The organism is Salegentibacter sp. BLCTC, assembly GCF_015143665.1.
Taxonomy (GTDB): Bacteria; Bacteroidota; Bacteroidia; order Flavobacteriales; family Flavobacteriaceae; genus Salegentibacter; species Salegentibacter maritimus.
Genome location: NZ_WYEW01000011.1, coordinates 58,427 through 74,897 on the forward strand (window position 1 = coordinate 58,427; position 16,471 = coordinate 74,897).

The 16,471-nt window shown below is 34.7% G+C and carries 15 protein-coding genes and 1 pseudogene; 6 read left to right on the top strand and 10 right to left on the bottom strand.

Annotation, left to right across the window (positions count from 1 at the left end; all coding sequences use genetic code 11):
* Nucleotides 1-311 precede the first annotated feature (311 nt).
* From GUB10_RS13660 to GUB10_RS13680, 5 genes are all read right to left on the bottom strand, one after another.
* A complete protein-coding gene (locus GUB10_RS13660) occupies nucleotides 312-1,913 on the bottom strand; it encodes a PepSY domain-containing protein (RefSeq protein ID WP_193712020.1) in 1,602 nt (533 codons plus the stop codon).
* 12 nt (nucleotides 1,914-1,925) lie between these two features.
* The gene (locus tag GUB10_RS13665; protein ID WP_193712021.1) at nucleotides 1,926-2,204 is read right to left on the bottom strand and encodes a hypothetical protein; all 279 of its coding nucleotides are present in this window, start codon (nucleotides 2,202-2,204) and stop codon (nucleotides 1,926-1,928) included.
* On the bottom strand, nucleotides 2,191-2,538 hold the full coding sequence (locus GUB10_RS13670) for a DUF3325 family protein (protein WP_193712022.1): 348 nt from the start codon (nucleotides 2,536-2,538) through the stop codon (nucleotides 2,191-2,193). The genes GUB10_RS13665 and GUB10_RS13670 overlap by 14 nt, the downstream gene beginning before the upstream one ends.
* A gap of 111 nt (nucleotides 2,539-2,649) precedes the next feature.
* Entirely contained in the window at nucleotides 2,650-3,888 is a 1,239-nt protein-coding gene (locus GUB10_RS13675) for a DUF4374 domain-containing protein (RefSeq protein WP_193712023.1), read from the bottom strand.
* 30 nt (nucleotides 3,889-3,918) lie between these two features.
* Entirely contained in the window at nucleotides 3,919-6,288 is a 2,370-nt protein-coding gene (locus GUB10_RS13680; RefSeq protein WP_193712024.1) for a TonB-dependent receptor, read from the bottom strand.
* Nucleotides 6,289-6,534: 246 nt separating this feature from the next.
* Here GUB10_RS13680 and GUB10_RS13685 point away from each other — a divergent pair, with 246 nt between their 5' ends.
* Complete coding sequence (locus GUB10_RS13685) at nucleotides 6,535-7,266, top strand: DUF4198 domain-containing protein (RefSeq protein WP_193712025.1); 732 nt, start codon at nucleotides 6,535-6,537, stop codon at nucleotides 7,264-7,266.
* A gap of 233 nt (nucleotides 7,267-7,499) precedes the next feature.
* Here GUB10_RS13685 and GUB10_RS13690 read toward each other — a convergent pair whose 3' ends face one another.
* The 3 genes from GUB10_RS13690 to GUB10_RS13700 all read right to left on the bottom strand — a co-directional run bounded on the left by GUB10_RS13690 (nucleotide 7,500) and on the right by GUB10_RS13700 (nucleotide 11,039).
* Nucleotides 7,500-8,165, bottom strand: coding sequence for a response regulator (locus tag GUB10_RS13690; RefSeq protein ID WP_193712026.1), 666 nt, complete (start codon nucleotides 8,163-8,165; stop codon nucleotides 7,500-7,502).
* Between the two features lie 7 nt (nucleotides 8,166-8,172).
* Nucleotides 8,173-10,023: a tetratricopeptide repeat protein gene (locus GUB10_RS13695; protein WP_227740420.1), complete on the bottom strand. Its 1,851-nt coding sequence runs from the start codon at nucleotides 10,021-10,023 to the stop codon at nucleotides 8,173-8,175.
* A gap of 371 nt (nucleotides 10,024-10,394) precedes the next feature.
* Nucleotides 10,395-11,039 carry a hypothetical protein gene (locus tag GUB10_RS13700; RefSeq protein WP_193712028.1) on the bottom strand — a complete coding sequence of 215 codons (645 nt, stop codon included), beginning with the start codon at nucleotides 11,037-11,039 and terminating at the stop codon, nucleotides 10,395-10,397.
* Between the two features lie 314 nt (nucleotides 11,040-11,353).
* On the opposite strand from GUB10_RS13700, the gene GUB10_RS13705 reads away from it, so the two are divergent.
* The 3 genes and pseudogenes from GUB10_RS13705 to GUB10_RS13715 all read left to right on the top strand — a co-directional run.
* Complete coding sequence (locus GUB10_RS13705) at nucleotides 11,354-11,614, top strand: hypothetical protein (protein ID WP_193712029.1); 261 nt, start codon at nucleotides 11,354-11,356, stop codon at nucleotides 11,612-11,614.
* A 12-nt stretch (nucleotides 11,615-11,626) separates the two neighbouring features.
* Nucleotides 11,627-12,814: a hypothetical protein gene (locus GUB10_RS13710; RefSeq protein WP_193712030.1), complete on the top strand. Its 1,188-nt coding sequence runs from the start codon at nucleotides 11,627-11,629 to the stop codon at nucleotides 12,812-12,814.
* A gap of 813 nt (nucleotides 12,815-13,627) precedes the next feature.
* Nucleotides 13,628-14,182: pseudogene (locus GUB10_RS13715) on the top strand (IS110 family transposase); the annotation flags it as partial.
* A gap of 26 nt (nucleotides 14,183-14,208) precedes the next feature.
* On the opposite strand, the gene GUB10_RS13720 reads toward GUB10_RS13715, so the two are convergent.
* Nucleotides 14,209-14,721 (bottom strand): lactoylglutathione lyase family protein, encoded by a 513-nt coding sequence (locus GUB10_RS13720; protein WP_193712031.1) that lies wholly within the window; start codon nucleotides 14,719-14,721, stop codon nucleotides 14,209-14,211.
* Between the two features lie 124 nt (nucleotides 14,722-14,845).
* On the opposite strand from GUB10_RS13720, the gene GUB10_RS13725 reads away from it, so the two are divergent.
* Both GUB10_RS13725 and GUB10_RS13730 read left to right on the top strand, forming a co-directional pair.
* On the top strand, nucleotides 14,846-15,157 hold the full coding sequence (locus GUB10_RS13725; RefSeq protein WP_193712032.1) for a helix-turn-helix domain-containing protein: 312 nt from the start codon (nucleotides 14,846-14,848) through the stop codon (nucleotides 15,155-15,157).
* Nucleotides 15,158-15,463: 306 nt separating this feature from the next.
* Nucleotides 15,464-15,751, top strand: a complete 288-nt coding sequence (locus GUB10_RS13730) for a hypothetical protein (RefSeq protein WP_193712033.1) — start codon at nucleotides 15,464-15,466, stop codon at nucleotides 15,749-15,751.
* A 299-nt stretch (nucleotides 15,752-16,050) separates the two neighbouring features.
* Here the strand turns inward: GUB10_RS13730 and GUB10_RS13735 are convergent, their stop codons facing one another.
* Complete coding sequence (locus GUB10_RS13735) at nucleotides 16,051-16,368, bottom strand: hypothetical protein (protein ID WP_193712034.1); 318 nt, start codon at nucleotides 16,366-16,368, stop codon at nucleotides 16,051-16,053.
* Between the last annotated feature and the right edge of the window lie 103 nt (nucleotides 16,369-16,471).

The window sequence follows — 16,471 nt, forward strand, 5'->3', positions numbered from 1 at the left end:
TTTGATAATAAACAGAAATTTAGAAATCATTTTATGCTTATTTTCCGGTAATCTGCACTGCACAAAACTGGTGTGAAAATACAGTTGTGGTGCCGGAACAAATAAGAGCATATTACATTAAAATTTGTTCATTCTATTCTGCTAAGCTTTTTAGGTTTGAATGGAAAAGTAAAGTATTTAAGGTGAAAAAATAAATTATCCCGTTGGCAAGGCAATGGAGCATTAAATGTAAAGTTTTTTGATTTCAAGGCGTGCCTGAAAGTCTCAATAATCTCGGGATAAAGGATTATAGAGTAAATTTGTAATTGCCTTTAAGCTGCGCTCGCCTTAGTTTTCTTTGATATCCTCAAAACAGCAAAAAAAGCGGTTAAAGAAAGTAGTACCCAAAATACATCAACTACAAAAATTTGGGTATAAGCTTTTTGAAGGGAAATCCATATCCAATTACCCGTGATTACACCATTAGCAACCGGAACCAGCATACCGAGGATACTCCCTAAGACTAAACAGGTTTTATTAGTGAAATGATTGTCTCGTTTTATGGTGAATAAAATGCTTAATATTAACCATCCCCAAAAAAACACCTGGTAAATAAGATCCTTTCGTACTCCCCCTGTATCTGCAACATAACTTTCTCCAAAAACCTTCATAACTATAAAAATAATGGCAGTTATTGGTAATAAACTTAGGCAAACAGAGGTATAAATAGTGACCAGCCAGTTATTGAAGGTTCTCTTGCTTTTTGAAACACTTTTTTTATTTCTGGCAACTAGCCATATATAAACCCCTGAAAGAATTACAAAACATGTAACAAAACCCAGAACAAGGTAAATTAGTTTAAGGCCATACCCACCATAATCACCATAATGCAATCGGCGTAAAAGGTTAAAAGTTCCCTGGGCGTAAGAAGTTGGTGAGTCGATAGATTTTTCGGCGATAAGTTTAGCGTCTGCTATTCTATAGGTTTGGGAGGCCCGGTCTAGCAGATTTTCATCAAAACCGGGAGAACCGCTTAGTTGTACATACATATTGGCGTCGCCATAATTTATAATTTTAAGCTCACTAAGTTTTAGGTCGGGCCATTTTTTCAGGATCTTCCCCGCAAAATGATTAATTGAAAAGTCTTTTTGTATTGGTGTATAGGTGAATTTCATGTTGTCAACTTCTTCTTCCAGGTTTAGGATGTTTGCTATTTCACCGGGTTCATCTGGAAACAGGTAGCTTTCTACGGGCGGGAGCATTACCATATATCCAATCATTAAATAGCAACCGGTAACTGCAAAAATAAACTGGTAGGGAAGTCCAATTATTCCCAGTGCCACATGGGCATCAGTCCAAATAGTTTTCCATTTGGCCATGGGGCGGAATGTGTAGAAGTTGGAGATTATTTTTTTCCAATGTACCAGCACACCGGTTATTATGGCAAAAAGAAAAAAGAAAGCAACTAAACCTGCCAGTAAATAACCAGACCTTCCAAAAAAGTTAAGCTGTGCAAAAAAGTGTAAGCGATAGAAGAATTCACCAAGTGAATAATTAGACTGATAGTCCTTTTTTTCAAAAGAATCCATATCCATAAAAAGATAATTAGATAATCTTCCGTTACTTTCATCAGTAAGGCTAGAGTCTTTGGAAGGCGTCATAGAAACATTTACTTCCCGCTCAAAATAACGATGAGAGTAGGAAATATCTCTTCCATAGAGATTTTTATTTTCTTCTAATTTCTTTAAAGACCTATCAAAATCAATGGTGTTAAAGTAATTTTCTTCAATAGGTTTGTTATGCTCCCAGGCACTTATTTCATCTCGCAAAAAAGCAATAGAACCGGTGAAAAAAATAATATATAAAAGTGCACTTATAATTATACCGCTAATGGTGTGGGTATGAAAGAGAATATTGTAAATTCTATTGGACATTTTGAAGGGAATTTAGGGAATGACATAAATAAGCAGAACGAAAAATGCGGATAAAAGAAGGTATATCCCCCATATTTTAAAGCCATTTTTAGCCAAAAAGGCGATTATCATTAACGCAACCCATACTATAAAACCTGCAAATTGTAAGGTAATGAGCGATGCGGCATTTTTAAAAAATTGGATGAAAATCATAAAAAAGCTTTGCGTGAGGATAAATCCACCAATAAAACCAGCCGTAATTTTTAAGAGACGTTGCCACGTAGAGGAGAAGTGTTTTTTATTTGCCGGCATAATAAGAGAGGTAAATTTCAGTAAGTAAGATTAGTGCAATTAAAACGCCCCATAATTTTAGAGACGGAATTTTTAAAGGTATAAGCAGTATGCTTAGACTCGCTGCCAGGCTTAAGATCATTAAAAAATAAAGAGATCCTACTAACCAACCTAAATGTAAAAAACAAATGCACAGACCTAATACCATTAATAAAATCCCTAGATAATTGGCATTTTTGGGATGATTTTTTAGCCATTGTTGCACAGGATATTTTACATTGAATTTTGCTCTCTTTGAACTATGATAACAGGAGATAAAACCTAAAAGCGTTATTAAAAAGGCGAGTGAGATCATCTTTAAATTTTAATAGTAGGCCTCATAAAATTATGAGTTATAAACTATATTAGTAAGGTGAGCATTTCGGCCCGAAGGCCGAAATGTCTCTGGCTTATTCAAACTGGTTTACTAATTTACTTTTACCGGGCTAAGCTTGCTAATAGCTGTTATATTACCTCCCTTTACTTCTAAGCCTTTTGTAGCAGTTGCAGTTTTAACATTAATATTATAAACATAACTGCTTTCGGTTGTGGTAATGCCAATGTGTACAGTTCCATTAGCATCTACATAGTTATTACTGGTTACATTTTGTATGCTTGATGGCTCAGGGACTCCATTTAACCACTCAAATGTCTTATCGTAAACATTGATTATCGCCAAATTCGTACCTACACTATAAGCTGCTTTTTCTTTTTTCATCATCACAACAAAGTCTCCATCTCCGCTATAAATATGATTGGTAACGTAGTAGCCTCCTGAGGCTTGCTCCAGATCAAAAAGGTAAGATTTATCGAATTCGGTTTCTCCGCTGTTTATCCTGGTAACTGCCGAAGGTTTTGTAGAGGTTATATCTCCATTAGATGAGCCAAGAGATGATGAAAATGCATAGGCATCTCCCGTTTCGTCTACACTAAGCCCATTGGTGAAATACCTACCAATAGAACTTGTCCTATCGTCATTTATAACTTTTTCCAGTTCCATTTCAGGATAAGAATACACGGCAATCCAGGCCTGGTTTGGGTAATTGGTTCCAAACCTATCATTACAACAAGCCTTAATACTGTAAAAAGGAGCAAAAACTTTATCGCCTACCTGGGTCATCCAGGTAAAAAATGCCTGTTCCCCTTCGGGCGCAAGAGCAGCCGTGTTAATTTCACCTTCGTCCACAAATTGGCTGTTGCCGGTATCTAAGCGATACCAGCTTGCCACCGGCGATTCGCTGTTTCTGGAAACCCGGCTCATAAGAACGTCATCTCCTACATTGGTAAAAGTATGTACAGTTTCCGATTGGAAATCTGATATTTTATCTAAAGCTCCATTTTCATTTAACTGGTAGGTGGTTACTGCACCGGGGTTTCCCTGGCCGTAGAGCAAGCTAAAAAACTTATTATTGGCAGTAATATAATAACGGTAAGTGCCGTCTTGTTCTACTCCGTTTCCCTGGGTGCTTATTGTGCCTTCGGTAACACTTTCTGCAGTAAGTAAATAGTCGGCTACTCCTTCTGAAGCTACCGGGGTGGCTGCAATAATATATTTATCTGTAGCGGTTTCTCCTTCTCCCGGAACATCGGGATCGTCTTCATTGCAGCTTACACTAATTAGAGCTAAACTTAGCATGGCGAGAAAATTAAAATTGAACTTTTTCATATTGATTATTGTTTTGGTGTTAGGATTAGATTAAAATGAATATCTTATTTTGGCGGTAAAGTTTCTACCGGGTTTCTGTAAGCTAAAATTGTCGTATAAGTTGGCATCTGCCAGGTTTCTTGCTTCCAGAGTAAACTGAAAGTTGTTCTTTTTCCCAAAACTGTAAGTCATGCTCAAATCGTGCGCAATTTGTTCGGGTACTTCCAGCTTTGTGCTTCCTAAGCTGGGCCAATACAAATAGAAAGAATGAACATATAACAGATTGTAGCTAAAGCTGATACTGTTATTGGAGTTAAAAGGGCTCTCTATGGTGTAGCTGGCATCAGCATTGCCGTACAGGTAGGGTATGTTGGGAATTCTATCTCTGTAAACAATACTTTCCTGGGTTTGACCATCTTCAAACTGAGTGTTGTTTCTAAGGTTTTGATAGGTTAAATTCGCTCCCGCAGAAAATTTATTTTTATAAGAATAACGAGCTTCGGCTTCTATTCCCAGATTGCTAACATCTGCAAGGTTATCCATTACCTGAAAAACCTGATTTTTGTTGAGCCTGGGCCTTATAAAATCTTTTGCATCACGGTAAAATCCATTTGTGCTTAGATTAAGCTGGTGATATTTTTGAATTTTGAATAGATATTGAGCACCAAGGTTATAATTATAACTTGTTTCTGGCTTTAGGCTACTGTTTCCTTGTAACAATACACCGCCATCTCCAAATAATTCGTTAGGCTGCGGTAAGCGGAAACTTTTCTCAAAAGAAGCTTTTATCTGAAAATTATCGGTAAGGAAATATGTACCGGCTGCTCCATAACCTAAACTATTAAATGTATTCTTTTTAAAGCGGTATGCAACGCTGCCGTATTCTGAACCTTCGGGCCTGTAAGCTTCTTCAAATGTATTAACCTGGTGGTAATTCTTTAAAAAACCGGTAATGCTCCAGTTTTCTTTCTCAAAGGTATAGCCAAGGCCGGCCACATTTTTAGTGGTTTTTTGAGGTTGATTATAGATTTGTTCCTCTTCCGATAGCAGGTTTTCCCTCTTTCTATTAAAACTGGTATATACATTACTAATGGCCAGTTTGTGCGTTTCATTAATGTTATAGTTAAGGTTTGCATTTGCAATACCATTATTATTCTGAAATTTTAAATGCGTATAATTTAATTCTCCTCCCGGGCTGTCATATTCAATAAACTCCCCAAACCAATTATAACGTCGGTTTACTGTATCTACCACTTCTTCTTTTCCGAAATTATAGTTCGCATTTAAAGTGACATCCAGGCCTTGGGTAAAGAGATCTTTTTTTTGATATTTTAAACTGGGCATTAGAATATTTCCCTGTCTGTGCCTATTGCCATAAACGCTAACCTGCCTGGCACCTGTTTGAATTTCATTGTAGTTTTGGCCCACTGTAAAACCAAGTAATAGCTTATCGGCATAAGATGTATTTACAACACCTATATTTCCAATTATTGTTTCGTTGTGGTAATTATCATTAAAGCGCTTAACTTCCTGGTTTGGGAAATACTCTCCGGTTTCCAAATCGGCTACATCAACATTAACAGTATAGTTGTTATCAGAATAGTTTTGAAAGGCATTTATTCTTGCGGTGAAACCCGATTTTGCCGTGTATATAGCATTAATGTTGCTACGATGCGTGTTAAAAGAGCCATAGGAATAAGAGGCATCTAAATGATTTCCAAAGTCGCTTTTTGTAACTATATTGATAGCACCACCAAGGGCATCGGCTCCTAAACCAACAGGAACCACACCTTTGTACACTTCAATACGTTCAGCCAGGTTAATAGGGATATTGTTTAATTGAAAAGAAGAACCAAAATTCTCCATCGGGATTCCGTCAATAAAGACTTTTACCTGGTTTCCCCTAAAACCGTTCATTGAAAGTTGCATATTTGAACCTACGCCGCCACTTTCCCGAACTCGTATTCCCGAAACCCGGTCCAGGGCATGCCCAATGTCTAATGAAGTATGATGTAGTTTTTTAGCATCTACTACATCTACGTTATACGCCAGTGCCTCAATTTGTTGAAGCTTGTTTTTTGCGGTAAGATTTACTTCTTGCAATTGGGTTGCTGATTCTTTTAAACTGATATCAAAAAAGTTATTAGCTGGTGTAATTATGCGTGTTTCAGGGACATAGCCAACGAATGAGATGTTGAGGTTGAGATTGCTATTATTGGAAGGTACTGCTAAAGAAAAGTAACCTTGAGGATTTGTTGTGGTCCCTTTAGAAATTTCAGGAATCCAGATGGTCACCCCAAGTAGAGGATTTCCCTTGGTATCGGTTATTTTTCCTTCAATTTGCTGCTGCTCCTGGGCACATAAGTGGCCGCCTATAAAGAGGCATAGCAAAAAAAATCCACGCAAAGTTGTATATTGCATTGCTTTTTAATTGTAAGAGGTTAAAGAGTAATCATGGAGTCATACAGTTGCCGCTGTATGGCTCTTTTTTTTGTTTAAAATCAATACATAATTATTAAGACTGGTTCTAAACTGGAGCAAATGTAATTATTTTTCTTAACTGAAAAAGGGAATTTCAGATTTTATTTAAAATAAGTCTAAATAAGTTTTATAATTCAAAAGCTTAGCCTATGTTTGCACTATCGATAATCATTCTAAATAATTAAAATGAAAAAAATTACGATTTTAATCTTTGTACTATTGGTTCAGGCCACAGCTTCAGCTCATTATTTATGGATAGAAACAGCTGCCAGTGGTAAACTAAATAAAGAACACCTGGTGAAAATTAAGTATGGAGAATATACTTCAGGAGCAATTGAAAAGCCGGGAAATGACGCTTTTAATGCAGTTAAAAATTTTAGTTTGTGGTTAATAGCTCCCAGTGGAGAGAAAAAGGAATTGAAAATAAGCATGAAGCGTGATTTCTACCAGGCGGTTTTTGTTCCCTCTGAGGAAGGAAGCTATGCCCTGGTTTTAGATAATAAGAATGTGCAGGTTTTAGATTATACAGCATATGATTTTGGAATTTTTAAACCTCAATATCATGCAAAGGCGAGGGTTACAGTAGGGAAGAACCCTGAAAAACTTGCAAAAACTAATTTTGAGGGTATTGAAATTCTAAACATAAGTAATAAGGTTGCAAGCCATAAAAGCGAAGTAAACTTAAAAGTTCTTTTTAAAGGGAAATGCTTAAAAGAACAGGAAGTGATAATTTATATTAGCGACCAGTGGTCGAAGAAACTTACCACCGATGAAAACGGAGAGGTGAGTTTTAAACTCCCATGGGATGATACGCTATATACCATAGAAACTACCCATAATGAAGATATCACAGGAACATTCGATGGAAAAGATTATGATTTTATATGGCATTGCGCTACATACGCCATTGCCCTGTAATTACCTTGTGTTTTAGTTTTGAGTTCTGAAAGTCCCTGCCTTGTGCAGGGATTTTTGTTGTATGGAATTCTACTTTTTAGGGTTTTAATGGATAAGGAATAAAATGTTTAGAATAACAATAATAAGTTGTGAGTTGTGGTTGTCGGCTGAATGCATTTAAGCTTTTTTATCTCAATTTATTGTCCATGCCAATGCGGTAATTCCTGCTTTCCAAAAACTTAAACTATATTCTTTTAAATCAATTTAAGGTCTTTCATAATCCCAACAAGATGTGGATTGGTCTCTGCACCAAACTCGTCGCGTAACTCTTTTAAGCGTTTTTCTATGGCACTCTTACTGTTAGGCTTTATGTTTTTTTCTTTCAATACTTTTTCTATTTTATCCTGAGTGTAACCTTTAGAAAGGAATTCAACAATACTAATTTCAAAAGTATTAAGGCTAATGAGGTTGTTTTGTGATAATGCTTTTTCAATGGAGGGTGAATTATAGGTTAACCCCTTATTTAAAGCTAGAATTGCCTGTTTTAAATATTTAATTCCATGGCGGTCTTTACACACGTATGCATCTATATTCCCTGAAGCCCAGAGGTTTTTTACGATTTGCGGATGATCTTCAATAGAATGTACAATCACTTTTAGGTTTGGGTTTTCATTTTTTAATTTAGAAATAAGTTCCTCGCCAGAGGTGATTTTTTCTTCTCTATAGTCCTGCTTAAAGGAAAGATCGCAGATAAGCAAATCGTATGGATTGTTATTAAGCAGTTCTTTTTTAGCCATTAGCCATGCCTTGTCGCAATATTGTGAATGAGCTACATTGGTTATTCCGAGATCATTTAAAAGTATGGCCACAGCTTGATTAATACTGTCTATATCTTCCGCAACAAGGACTTTTTTAAGCATAATTTTCTTATAATGGAATAGCGATTAAAATCTTTAAGCCTTTTCCTTTTTCTGTTTCAAAAGTAAGTGTTCCATTTATAGAAAAAATACGGTTTTCCACATTTTGAAGCCCATTTCCATTTTTAATAGCCTCTTTTGCCGTGCCTATACCATTATCAGAATAATGGATTTTTAAATATTGGTTTTCTTCATTGAAAACCAACGCCACTAAGGATGCCTTACTGTGTTTTTTCATATTTACCATAAGCTCCTGCAAGACTCTATAGATCACTAATTTTTTTTCACGATTTATAGTGCTCCAGGGAATATTATTTTCTCCACTTATAATCAAACGAATATTAGCCGGGCAAATATTGGAAAGTAAAGCCACTAATTGTTTTAAATACCCTGATCCTGTATCAATCTTACTATTTTCTCTTGAAATATCCCGGGTACGGCTATAGATACTTTCCAGCTTATCTATTATTTTTGGAGGAACTACCGCTTCAAGGCCACTCATTATATTATAGATGTCGTTAGCTAGCTCGTCGTGAATCTTTTTTGATATTCTGGTTTCAGTATTATAGATTTCTATAATTTTTTCCTTTTTATGTCTTTGTCTGTTATAATAAAAAATGAAAATTGCTAAGGCTATGGTAAGCATAGCGACAAACATCAAAATATAATTCCGGGTTTTAATCTTCTGGTTTTCTATGGCTTGTAGTGCTGCGGAAGCTTCCAGGCTGGATATCTGTTGCTGTTTTCGTTTCTCATCAAACCTTATTTTGGCAAACGTATTTTTAGCACGTAAGTTCATTTTATTTAAACTGTCACTAAGAGCAATATAATGGGAAGTATAATTTGTACTGCCGGGGCTCAATCCTAATAAGTACTTTAATGCCTCTACCTGAGCCTGTAGGTTGTGATTTTTCCTACCAGTTTCTAGCCACTTTTTAGCATAATTAAGTGCTTTTATCTTGTTTCGATTTTTATAATAATATGATAAGTGTTCATAACTTGATGTTTTACCGGTGTCATCATTTTGGTCAATGCGCCATTTTAGCGCCTGGTTTAATTCTGAAGACACATCTATATTACCGTTTTTTAACCACTTAGTAAATGCCAGGTTATCCAAAAACCTTGATCGTGATTTGTAATCCTCTTTAGAAACGCTTCTATAGAGTTTATCAAAAACAGAAATTGCTTTTTTATATTTTTTTTGATCCTGATATACCAGGCCTATATTATTTTGATAAATTAAACTATCTTCTAAGTTCTGGGCGTAACGCAAGGCTTCTTTGTACTCTTTTATTGCATCATCATAAAAGCCCTGGTTGCCATATGCGATTGCTATAATATTATGAGCACTGCTTAAATACTGCCGATCTTTTTTCCTATTAAGATAGCGAAAAGCTTCAATAGCTGATTCCTGGCTTCCCGTATAATCCTGCATTCTACTTTGGGCAGTAGCCATTTCCAGGCTTCTACGTGCAGCTTTTGTGCTATCCCCTATTTGAAGGTAGTGTTTACGTGATTCAAAAGCATTTTTAAAAACTGCTTCCTGATTATCTAAATAGCGATGTATAACTGCTTTTCTGTAAAATGCAAGTGCAATCCAGTTTGTATCTTTCCTGAATGTTGCCAGGCGTTCAAGACTATCTGCGAAAAAAAGCGCACTATCAAATTCCTCTAAACGATTATGATAATATATTTTATAGTCTAAAAGCAGTGGGTAAAGGCTGTCCTTTTTATTGTGTAGCTTAGATAATGATTGATTTAAATTTTGAATCTTGGCACTTATTTTCTCTTCATTTATAGCCCGTTCAAAAAAATAATAAGCTGAATCATTTTCAATACCCATATCCAACTTATCCTGCATTTTATTTTTACAAGCGCTAGATAAAACCAGTAACAGGAGACAAAAGATTAGAGGGGGCAATTTCATAAGGCGAAAATAAAAAAAGCCGCTCTAAAGCGGCCTTTTAATTATACATAAATAAAATTTAATCACCTCCGGGCTTCTCTATTTAAGTGTCTTAGCTTTAAAGTATTTCTTTATTAACTATGTAAGCATTATCTTTTTTTGTGATTATGCTGCAGTGATTTTCATTTTAGTAGATAAATCTTTTAACTCGATAATCGAGATTTTATGCTCTGGGACTTGTCTCAAAATAAAAAAACCCGTAAACACTGAGTTTTACGGGGTTTTGGTTTTGTTTGAAGTCTTAACAGTACTCGGAGAGAAAGTAATTATTTATTTTTTTTAATATCCATATCCCTGCTAAATAGAGAGCTGTCTTTTAAAACAGAAATTGTTTTAACAATATCCTTAACATTCCAATTGACGGTTTTATGAACCAGAAATTCAATATCGTAAAAACCACCATATAGAGTTTGATAAGCTTTTCTGCAATAACCTGTAAGTGTTTCTAAATCTGCATAAGTGAATAGAATAGAGTTTTTATTTGGATCTGAATGAGCATACACCTCATTTCTGGCAGTAACCACTTTCTTTTTTATTGCTTCTAATTCTTTAAACTCTTCTCTCAGTTTATTTATTTCTTCAATTAAATTTTTTCTATTCTTGAAGATTGAATCTGTAACTTTTTGATTTAGAATAGGATCATATTTTTGATTTTCTAAACGGTTAAAAAGCTTAAAAATATTTCTTTTCTGATTCTTACTATCATCTAAAATCTTACTAATCTGGATCACAAGAATAAACCTGCATTGAATAGGGTAATATCTAAAAAAACCATGGTTTAATTGACTTTCTTCTTTTTGAGGTTTTTCATTGAGCAAATATTTTGCATTGTTCAGTGATATGTAAATATCCATAAGTATTTTACCCAAATCATTTAACCAATCATCTAACTCCTGGCCTGTTATCTTCATTTTTCGTTGGTTTATTTGAATTGATAAATTACTTAATTATAATAAAAAATTTTATTAAATACCCAATTATAAAACCTATAGCCGAAATGTGCTATCTAAACCGATTATCCCAATTATTCACTTACCCTCTATTCTTGTTGGTAGTCGAACCCACAGTCCTAAAAAAATGTCTTTATTTTGGGAATGAAAGTTTAATTCACTCTCCCTTTAGTGGACTAATGACAATATTAATTAACATCATTATGGCATACTTAAAATTAAATATTACTTATATTTAAATAATTATTTAAGTTTGCAAACCAAAAATAGCACCTATGAGTCATATTATTAATTTTTCCAGTAGGAATTTTTTCCGAAATATATCTTCCCTTGTTGAAGTGATTTCTGAAAGCCTTATTGGTCAATTTCAAAATAACGACGCTGTAATTACTCCTGATGCTAAAATAGCTTTGGATAATCCAATTGATAGGATGAAAATAGATGCTGCAGTTCAGGAACTAAAAAAAGATAAGTCAATTAAGAGCAAAACAGTAATCTTATCTAATAAAAAAGAGGTTGTTCTTTCCGTAGAATAATTATAGCGCGAAATGGAATTTAATATTGCAGCAAATACTGTATTTTATATATCCATTTTCGTAATTCCTGGCATACTTCTAAGACGTTTTTATTATCATGGAGAATTTCATAAAGAATTTTCTCAAGGAAATCTTCTTGAGAGACTTATGTGGACAATATTTAGTAGTATAGTCGCAATTCTTGCGAGTGCTGGTGTATTTTTATTGATTAGAAACTTTTTTGGTAATCTTTTGCCAGCAATCTCTTATAGTACATTAAAAGAAATTTTTGATTTATTAGCAAGTAATGAGCTTCCAGATGGCACCCGATTTAAGGAGATATACTCTGACTTTTTGTTTCTGATATTTGGTGTGTATTTAGTATCAAGTCTTTTGGGTTTTATAGTGCATAAGATAGTAATCTCCTTGAGTACTAGTTCAGTCATAAATCTGTTTAAGTTTAAGAATTACTGGTATTATTTCTTTAGAGGACGGGTAAAAAACACTCCGAAAGCTAAAGGAAAAAAATATTGGTATACGGAAGCAGATATACTGGTTGATCAAGATGGGAGATCCAAGATGTTTAGCGGTAAAGTTTCGGACTACTATGTGGATTCTATAAATAATCAATTGGAAAGTATCTTTCTTGAGGACATAAAAAGATACAAATTTGATAAGGATTCTACTAATTATGAGCTAGTGGATATACCAGGTCACGTATTTTGTGTCCCTTACAGTAGAGTCTTAAATATGAACTTGACTTATGTAATGAGATCCAAAGGTGTGTCTATTTGGAAAAAAATATTATGGGGACTGGCTCAGTTTTTATATTTTTTAATTCTTTTTATATTGTTCTCAATATTTTGGATAGAGGAAGTTCCAGGTATAGATTTTCAATCAATTTGGTATAAGGCTTGGTTCTCATTAAATACTTGGGTAATTGCATCTATTCTAAGATCATTTATCAGGAAAAGTTTATATTCTGAAGAAAGAAAGGAAGATTTTCCATTTGAATATATCGCTGGCGTACTATTTTTTGGAGCTCAGTATTTGTGGATAATATGGGATAGAACCCCCTTGTCAGTTATTATTATTTCATTTATAGCGTTAATTATTATAATAGGATCTTTAGAGGAATCTGACAAAAAAAAGAAAAATAAAAATGGAGGGAAAGATGAGAATCAAAATCCGAACACTAAAAAATTAGAGGAGAAAAATTAAAATTGTTCTTCAACTTCACACATCAATGTATTCTCTAAACTAACATTTTTTACAAACCTTTGTTGCTCACGAAAGAAAAAACCCTTGTAAACACTAGGATTGCAAGGGTTTTCCAGTACTCGAGGCGGGAGTGCTTTAAATCTCTTGTATCCTACATTTATAATGGGTTTCGGTTAGATCATTTTGGAGTGTCTCCGAATTAGACACCTTTAACTTAATATTAACAAAAACATAGCTAGAGAGTAAGTGATAATCATATTGAAAAGTTAAAGGTATTTAGCATTTTTTAAGCTTATTGAGTAAATTAACTATGTCTTGAAAAATTCGTTAAATTCTATCTTTTTGTCATACGTTGGTGTTTTTATGTTCTATTGTTTTAGGAGAGACTGCAATAACAGTAATTAATAGCTAAGCTTAAAATAGTAAAAAAGGCCGTTTTTTATTTGTAAATACTTGTTGTTCCGTTACAAGTCCAAAGAGTTTCACCATTATCGTAAGCATTAAATGTATTAGTTCCGGTGAAATTTCCAGCAGTTTCTGAATAGATATAGCTTCCAATAAATTCTCGTGTACTACCAGACGGTAAAGTATAATTTGTCTCAAGTGTTAACTCATTTCCGTTTAATTCATAGTGAGAACTTGTTAAGTATCCAGGATCAGTGAAATTAACTGTATTATCTGTTAAAAACCTAAACTAATATGCATCTCCTTCTCCTAAATCAAATCCATTTGAGCATACTTCTCCGTGTCTTTGGAAATTTCAAGTGTTTTTAAGGATTTTTTCTTCTAGACTCATTGTTTCGAGGTTATCATCGTTTGAAGAACAAACTGCATGGGGAGAAAGTGCTGAGCAAGCCTTCTAAAACGGTCTATCATTCCCTTAATCGAGCTTTAAAGAGTGTTCAGGCAGAGATCAAACGACTCACTGAACTAGTAAAAGAGGAGCAACAGCAACAGCTCACTTTACTAAAAAGCATTCCTGGAATGGGGAATAAAACAGCTATTATGTTACTGGTTTTGACGGATGGTTTTTCCAACTTTGAAACTGCCCGGCAGCTATGTTGCTACACGGGAATCACACCAACCATACGGGAATCTGGGAAAAGTGTGAAAGGTAAAAGTAGGATCAGCAAGGTAGGTAACTCCAAGCTCCGGGACCTATTATTCATGTGTAGTTTTACAGCCTGTAAACACAACAAAGCCTGCAGGGATATCTATGAACGAATAATCGCCAAGGGAAAGAGCAAGAAACTGGCATTGATTGCAGTCTGTAATAAACTTCTTAAACAAGCTTTTGTGATCGCGAAATCAGGCCTGCCTTATGATGAAAATTTTGTATCAAAATGGGATAGTTTACTTGGAAGTTAGCTCAGTTCTTTGTTACCCACTGGAGCTTACTCTTCATAAGCTCCTGAAGAATATGTAAGCTCATAACTGTGTGTGTAAATCTCAAATACAATTCCAAAAGGATCTTCAACATAGCACATTTTATACGGCTTATCATTTGGGTAATATTCTCTTATTGGCATTCTTTGTTTACCACCAGAAGAAACTATCTTTTCTATTAAATTTTCGATGTTCGGGTCTTGTACACAGAAATGGAATAATCCTGTATTAAAAGGATTGAATCCTGGAGCTTCTTTTTTTCCATTTGGGAAAGAAAATAATTCAATTCCAACTCCATCTGATGTTGACATATGTGCTATTTCAAATTCCTCCCAATCTTCTCCAAATACATCTATACACATTTGTCCTATAGCAGTTTCTCTTTCTTTTTTAACTTTTGAAGGCTCCATTATTGTGTACCATCCCATCACTTCTGAATAGAACTTGACAGCCTCTTCAATGTTTGGAACAGTTATACCAATGTGTGAAAATGATCGTGGATAAGTTTCTTCTTTTTTCATATCTATTTTATTTTTAAGGCTACAAAATAAGGATATATTTGTCTGTTAAACAATAAGTTACCTAAATGTAATATAGGTAACTAAAAGTGTTATTTGTTGTTAATCAGCTATTTATGTTTTTAAAATGAATAAAATTTATTGTCCTCTTAACTATACGATGAAATTAATTGGTACGAAATGGAAGCCTCTTGTTCTATTTCATTTATTAGAAGGACCGGTTCGTTCTGGAAAACTTCAAAATAAAGTTCCCGATATTTCTAATAAAATGTTTACTCAAACCGTTCGCGAACTTGAAAAGGATAATCTTATTACACGAAAAGTATATCCGGTAGTTCCTCCAAAAGTGGAATATGAATTAACTGAAAAAGGGAAGTCATTAGAATCTATCTTAAAAAGTTTAGACTCCTGGGGTAAAGAAATGTCTGCTTTTAGTTAAGCAATCTTTGTGGCACTTGTGGGTAACGGTTAGTATATGAAAAGTAGGCGGTTTCGAAGCACTTCACTTTCGGTTAAACACGAACTTTGGTACGAGCCAAAAGCCTTGAATTTATTACTATTTCGCCTATTTTGTATAGCATCTATGTAAAAGCAGCTTATCGAGTATCTTTAAGATTCACTAAAATCAAAAGATATGGAAACTCAACAAACTGCATCGTCTAAATTATACATTGGCATTGATATTCACAAGCGTAGCTGAAAGATTCACTGTGCCACAGATCTGTTTTCGGGCAAGACCTTCAGTATGCCACCACGACCTGAAGTTTTAAAAGCGTATGTTACCAAGCATTATAGCAATTATAAAGTAACTACTGCATATGAGGCTGGATGTTGCGGCTATTCTGCCCACCGATGCTTTGAGAGTTATGGCTGGAACTCCTTGGTAGTGAATTCTGCTGATATTTTTAGACCACTACAACACCAGCTTTGCCCGATGTGCAAGAAAGGAAAATTGGTGACCCTTACTACTTTTACGGCCCGGGGCCCACCTGGATACTGGATGAAAAAACTAAGAAAACAATCAAATAAATGAGTATAAGAAACGATTCTTCCGGGCGTAACAGGAAAGCTATGGCCCAAAACGAACAAAATGGCATTAAATACTGTAAGTACCAGTGAAAATAAAGTAAAAAGCAGCTTGACTTTAGGTCGATAGCCAAAAGCCGATATCTTGCATAGAGTTTAGATGTTCTAGCTAACAAAAATTACCTCCTAAAAACAGACTAATCCCCATATATACTTAATCGGCAAAGAACCGGAATAGTCAACACTGCGTTCATGTTCGGCCGTTCCGGCCACACGAACGCTTAGTTATTGCCAACCGTTTTTAATTTATAAGCCTTTTAAAATAAACTCATAAATGGCTACAAGTCCCGCGATAATTCCAATTATCCAAGCTAATATTTCCACCCAAGATTTTTTCTTAGACCCTTCGACCGATTTATGAACTGTTTTTTGAGTTATCGGCCTCTTTAAATCCATTTTTTCAGATGACTGATTTACTTGTCCAATTGTCGAACCAGAAAAGTCATTTATGAAATTCGATTTACCATTTTCATTTTCCGACCAATCAAGGAATTTTTCCCAAGATTTCAGTTCAATAAGCTTTGTTATATATTTTCGTTTACTTAAATCTGTAGCCTTACCCAATTTAAGACACAGCTAAATTCAATAAATTTTCATTAATATCATTCGATTCGGGGAAGAATTCTTCCCCGAATCGAGGTTTGTATTCTCTAGGTGATTTATTGCC

Bases quoted from the DNA above. Each gene is read 5' to 3' on its own strand.
- GUB10_RS13730 (WP_193712033.1), top strand. From the start codon at position 15,464: ATGCCACCACGACCTGAAGTTTTAAAAGCGTATGTTACCAAGCATTAT.
- GUB10_RS13695 (WP_227740420.1), bottom strand. From the start codon at position 10,023: ATGCAGGATAAGTTGGATATGGGTATTGAAAATGATTCAGCTTATTAT.
- GUB10_RS13675 (WP_193712023.1), bottom strand. From the start codon at position 3,888: ATGAAAAAGTTCAATTTTAATTTTCTCGCCATGCTAAGTTTAGCTCTA.
- GUB10_RS13720 (WP_193712031.1), bottom strand. From the start codon at position 14,721: ATGAAAAAAGAAGAAACTTATCCACGATCATTTTCACACATTGGTATA.
- GUB10_RS13665 (WP_193712021.1), bottom strand. From the start codon at position 2,204: ATGCCGGCAAATAAAAAACACTTCTCCTCTACGTGGCAACGTCTCTTA.
- GUB10_RS13680 (WP_193712024.1), bottom strand. From the start codon at position 6,288: ATGCAATATACAACTTTGCGTGGATTTTTTTTGCTATGCCTCTTTATA.
- GUB10_RS13690 (WP_193712026.1), bottom strand. From the start codon at position 8,165: ATGCTTAAAAAAGTCCTTGTTGCGGAAGATATAGACAGTATTAATCAA.
- GUB10_RS13705 (WP_193712029.1), top strand. From the start codon at position 11,354: ATGAGTCATATTATTAATTTTTCCAGTAGGAATTTTTTCCGAAATATA.
- GUB10_RS13660 (WP_193712020.1), bottom strand. From the start codon at position 1,913: ATGTCCAATAGAATTTACAATATTCTCTTTCATACCCACACCATTAGC.
- GUB10_RS13670 (WP_193712022.1), bottom strand. From the start codon at position 2,538: ATGATCTCACTCGCCTTTTTAATAACGCTTTTAGGTTTTATCTCCTGT.
- GUB10_RS13725 (WP_193712032.1), top strand. From the start codon at position 14,846: ATGAATAAAATTTATTGTCCTCTTAACTATACGATGAAATTAATTGGT.
- GUB10_RS13685 (WP_193712025.1), top strand. From the start codon at position 6,535: ATGAAAAAAATTACGATTTTAATCTTTGTACTATTGGTTCAGGCCACA.
- GUB10_RS13710 (WP_193712030.1), top strand. From the start codon at position 11,627: ATGGAATTTAATATTGCAGCAAATACTGTATTTTATATATCCATTTTC.
- GUB10_RS13700 (WP_193712028.1), bottom strand. From the start codon at position 11,039: ATGAAGATAACAGGCCAGGAGTTAGATGATTGGTTAAATGATTTGGGT.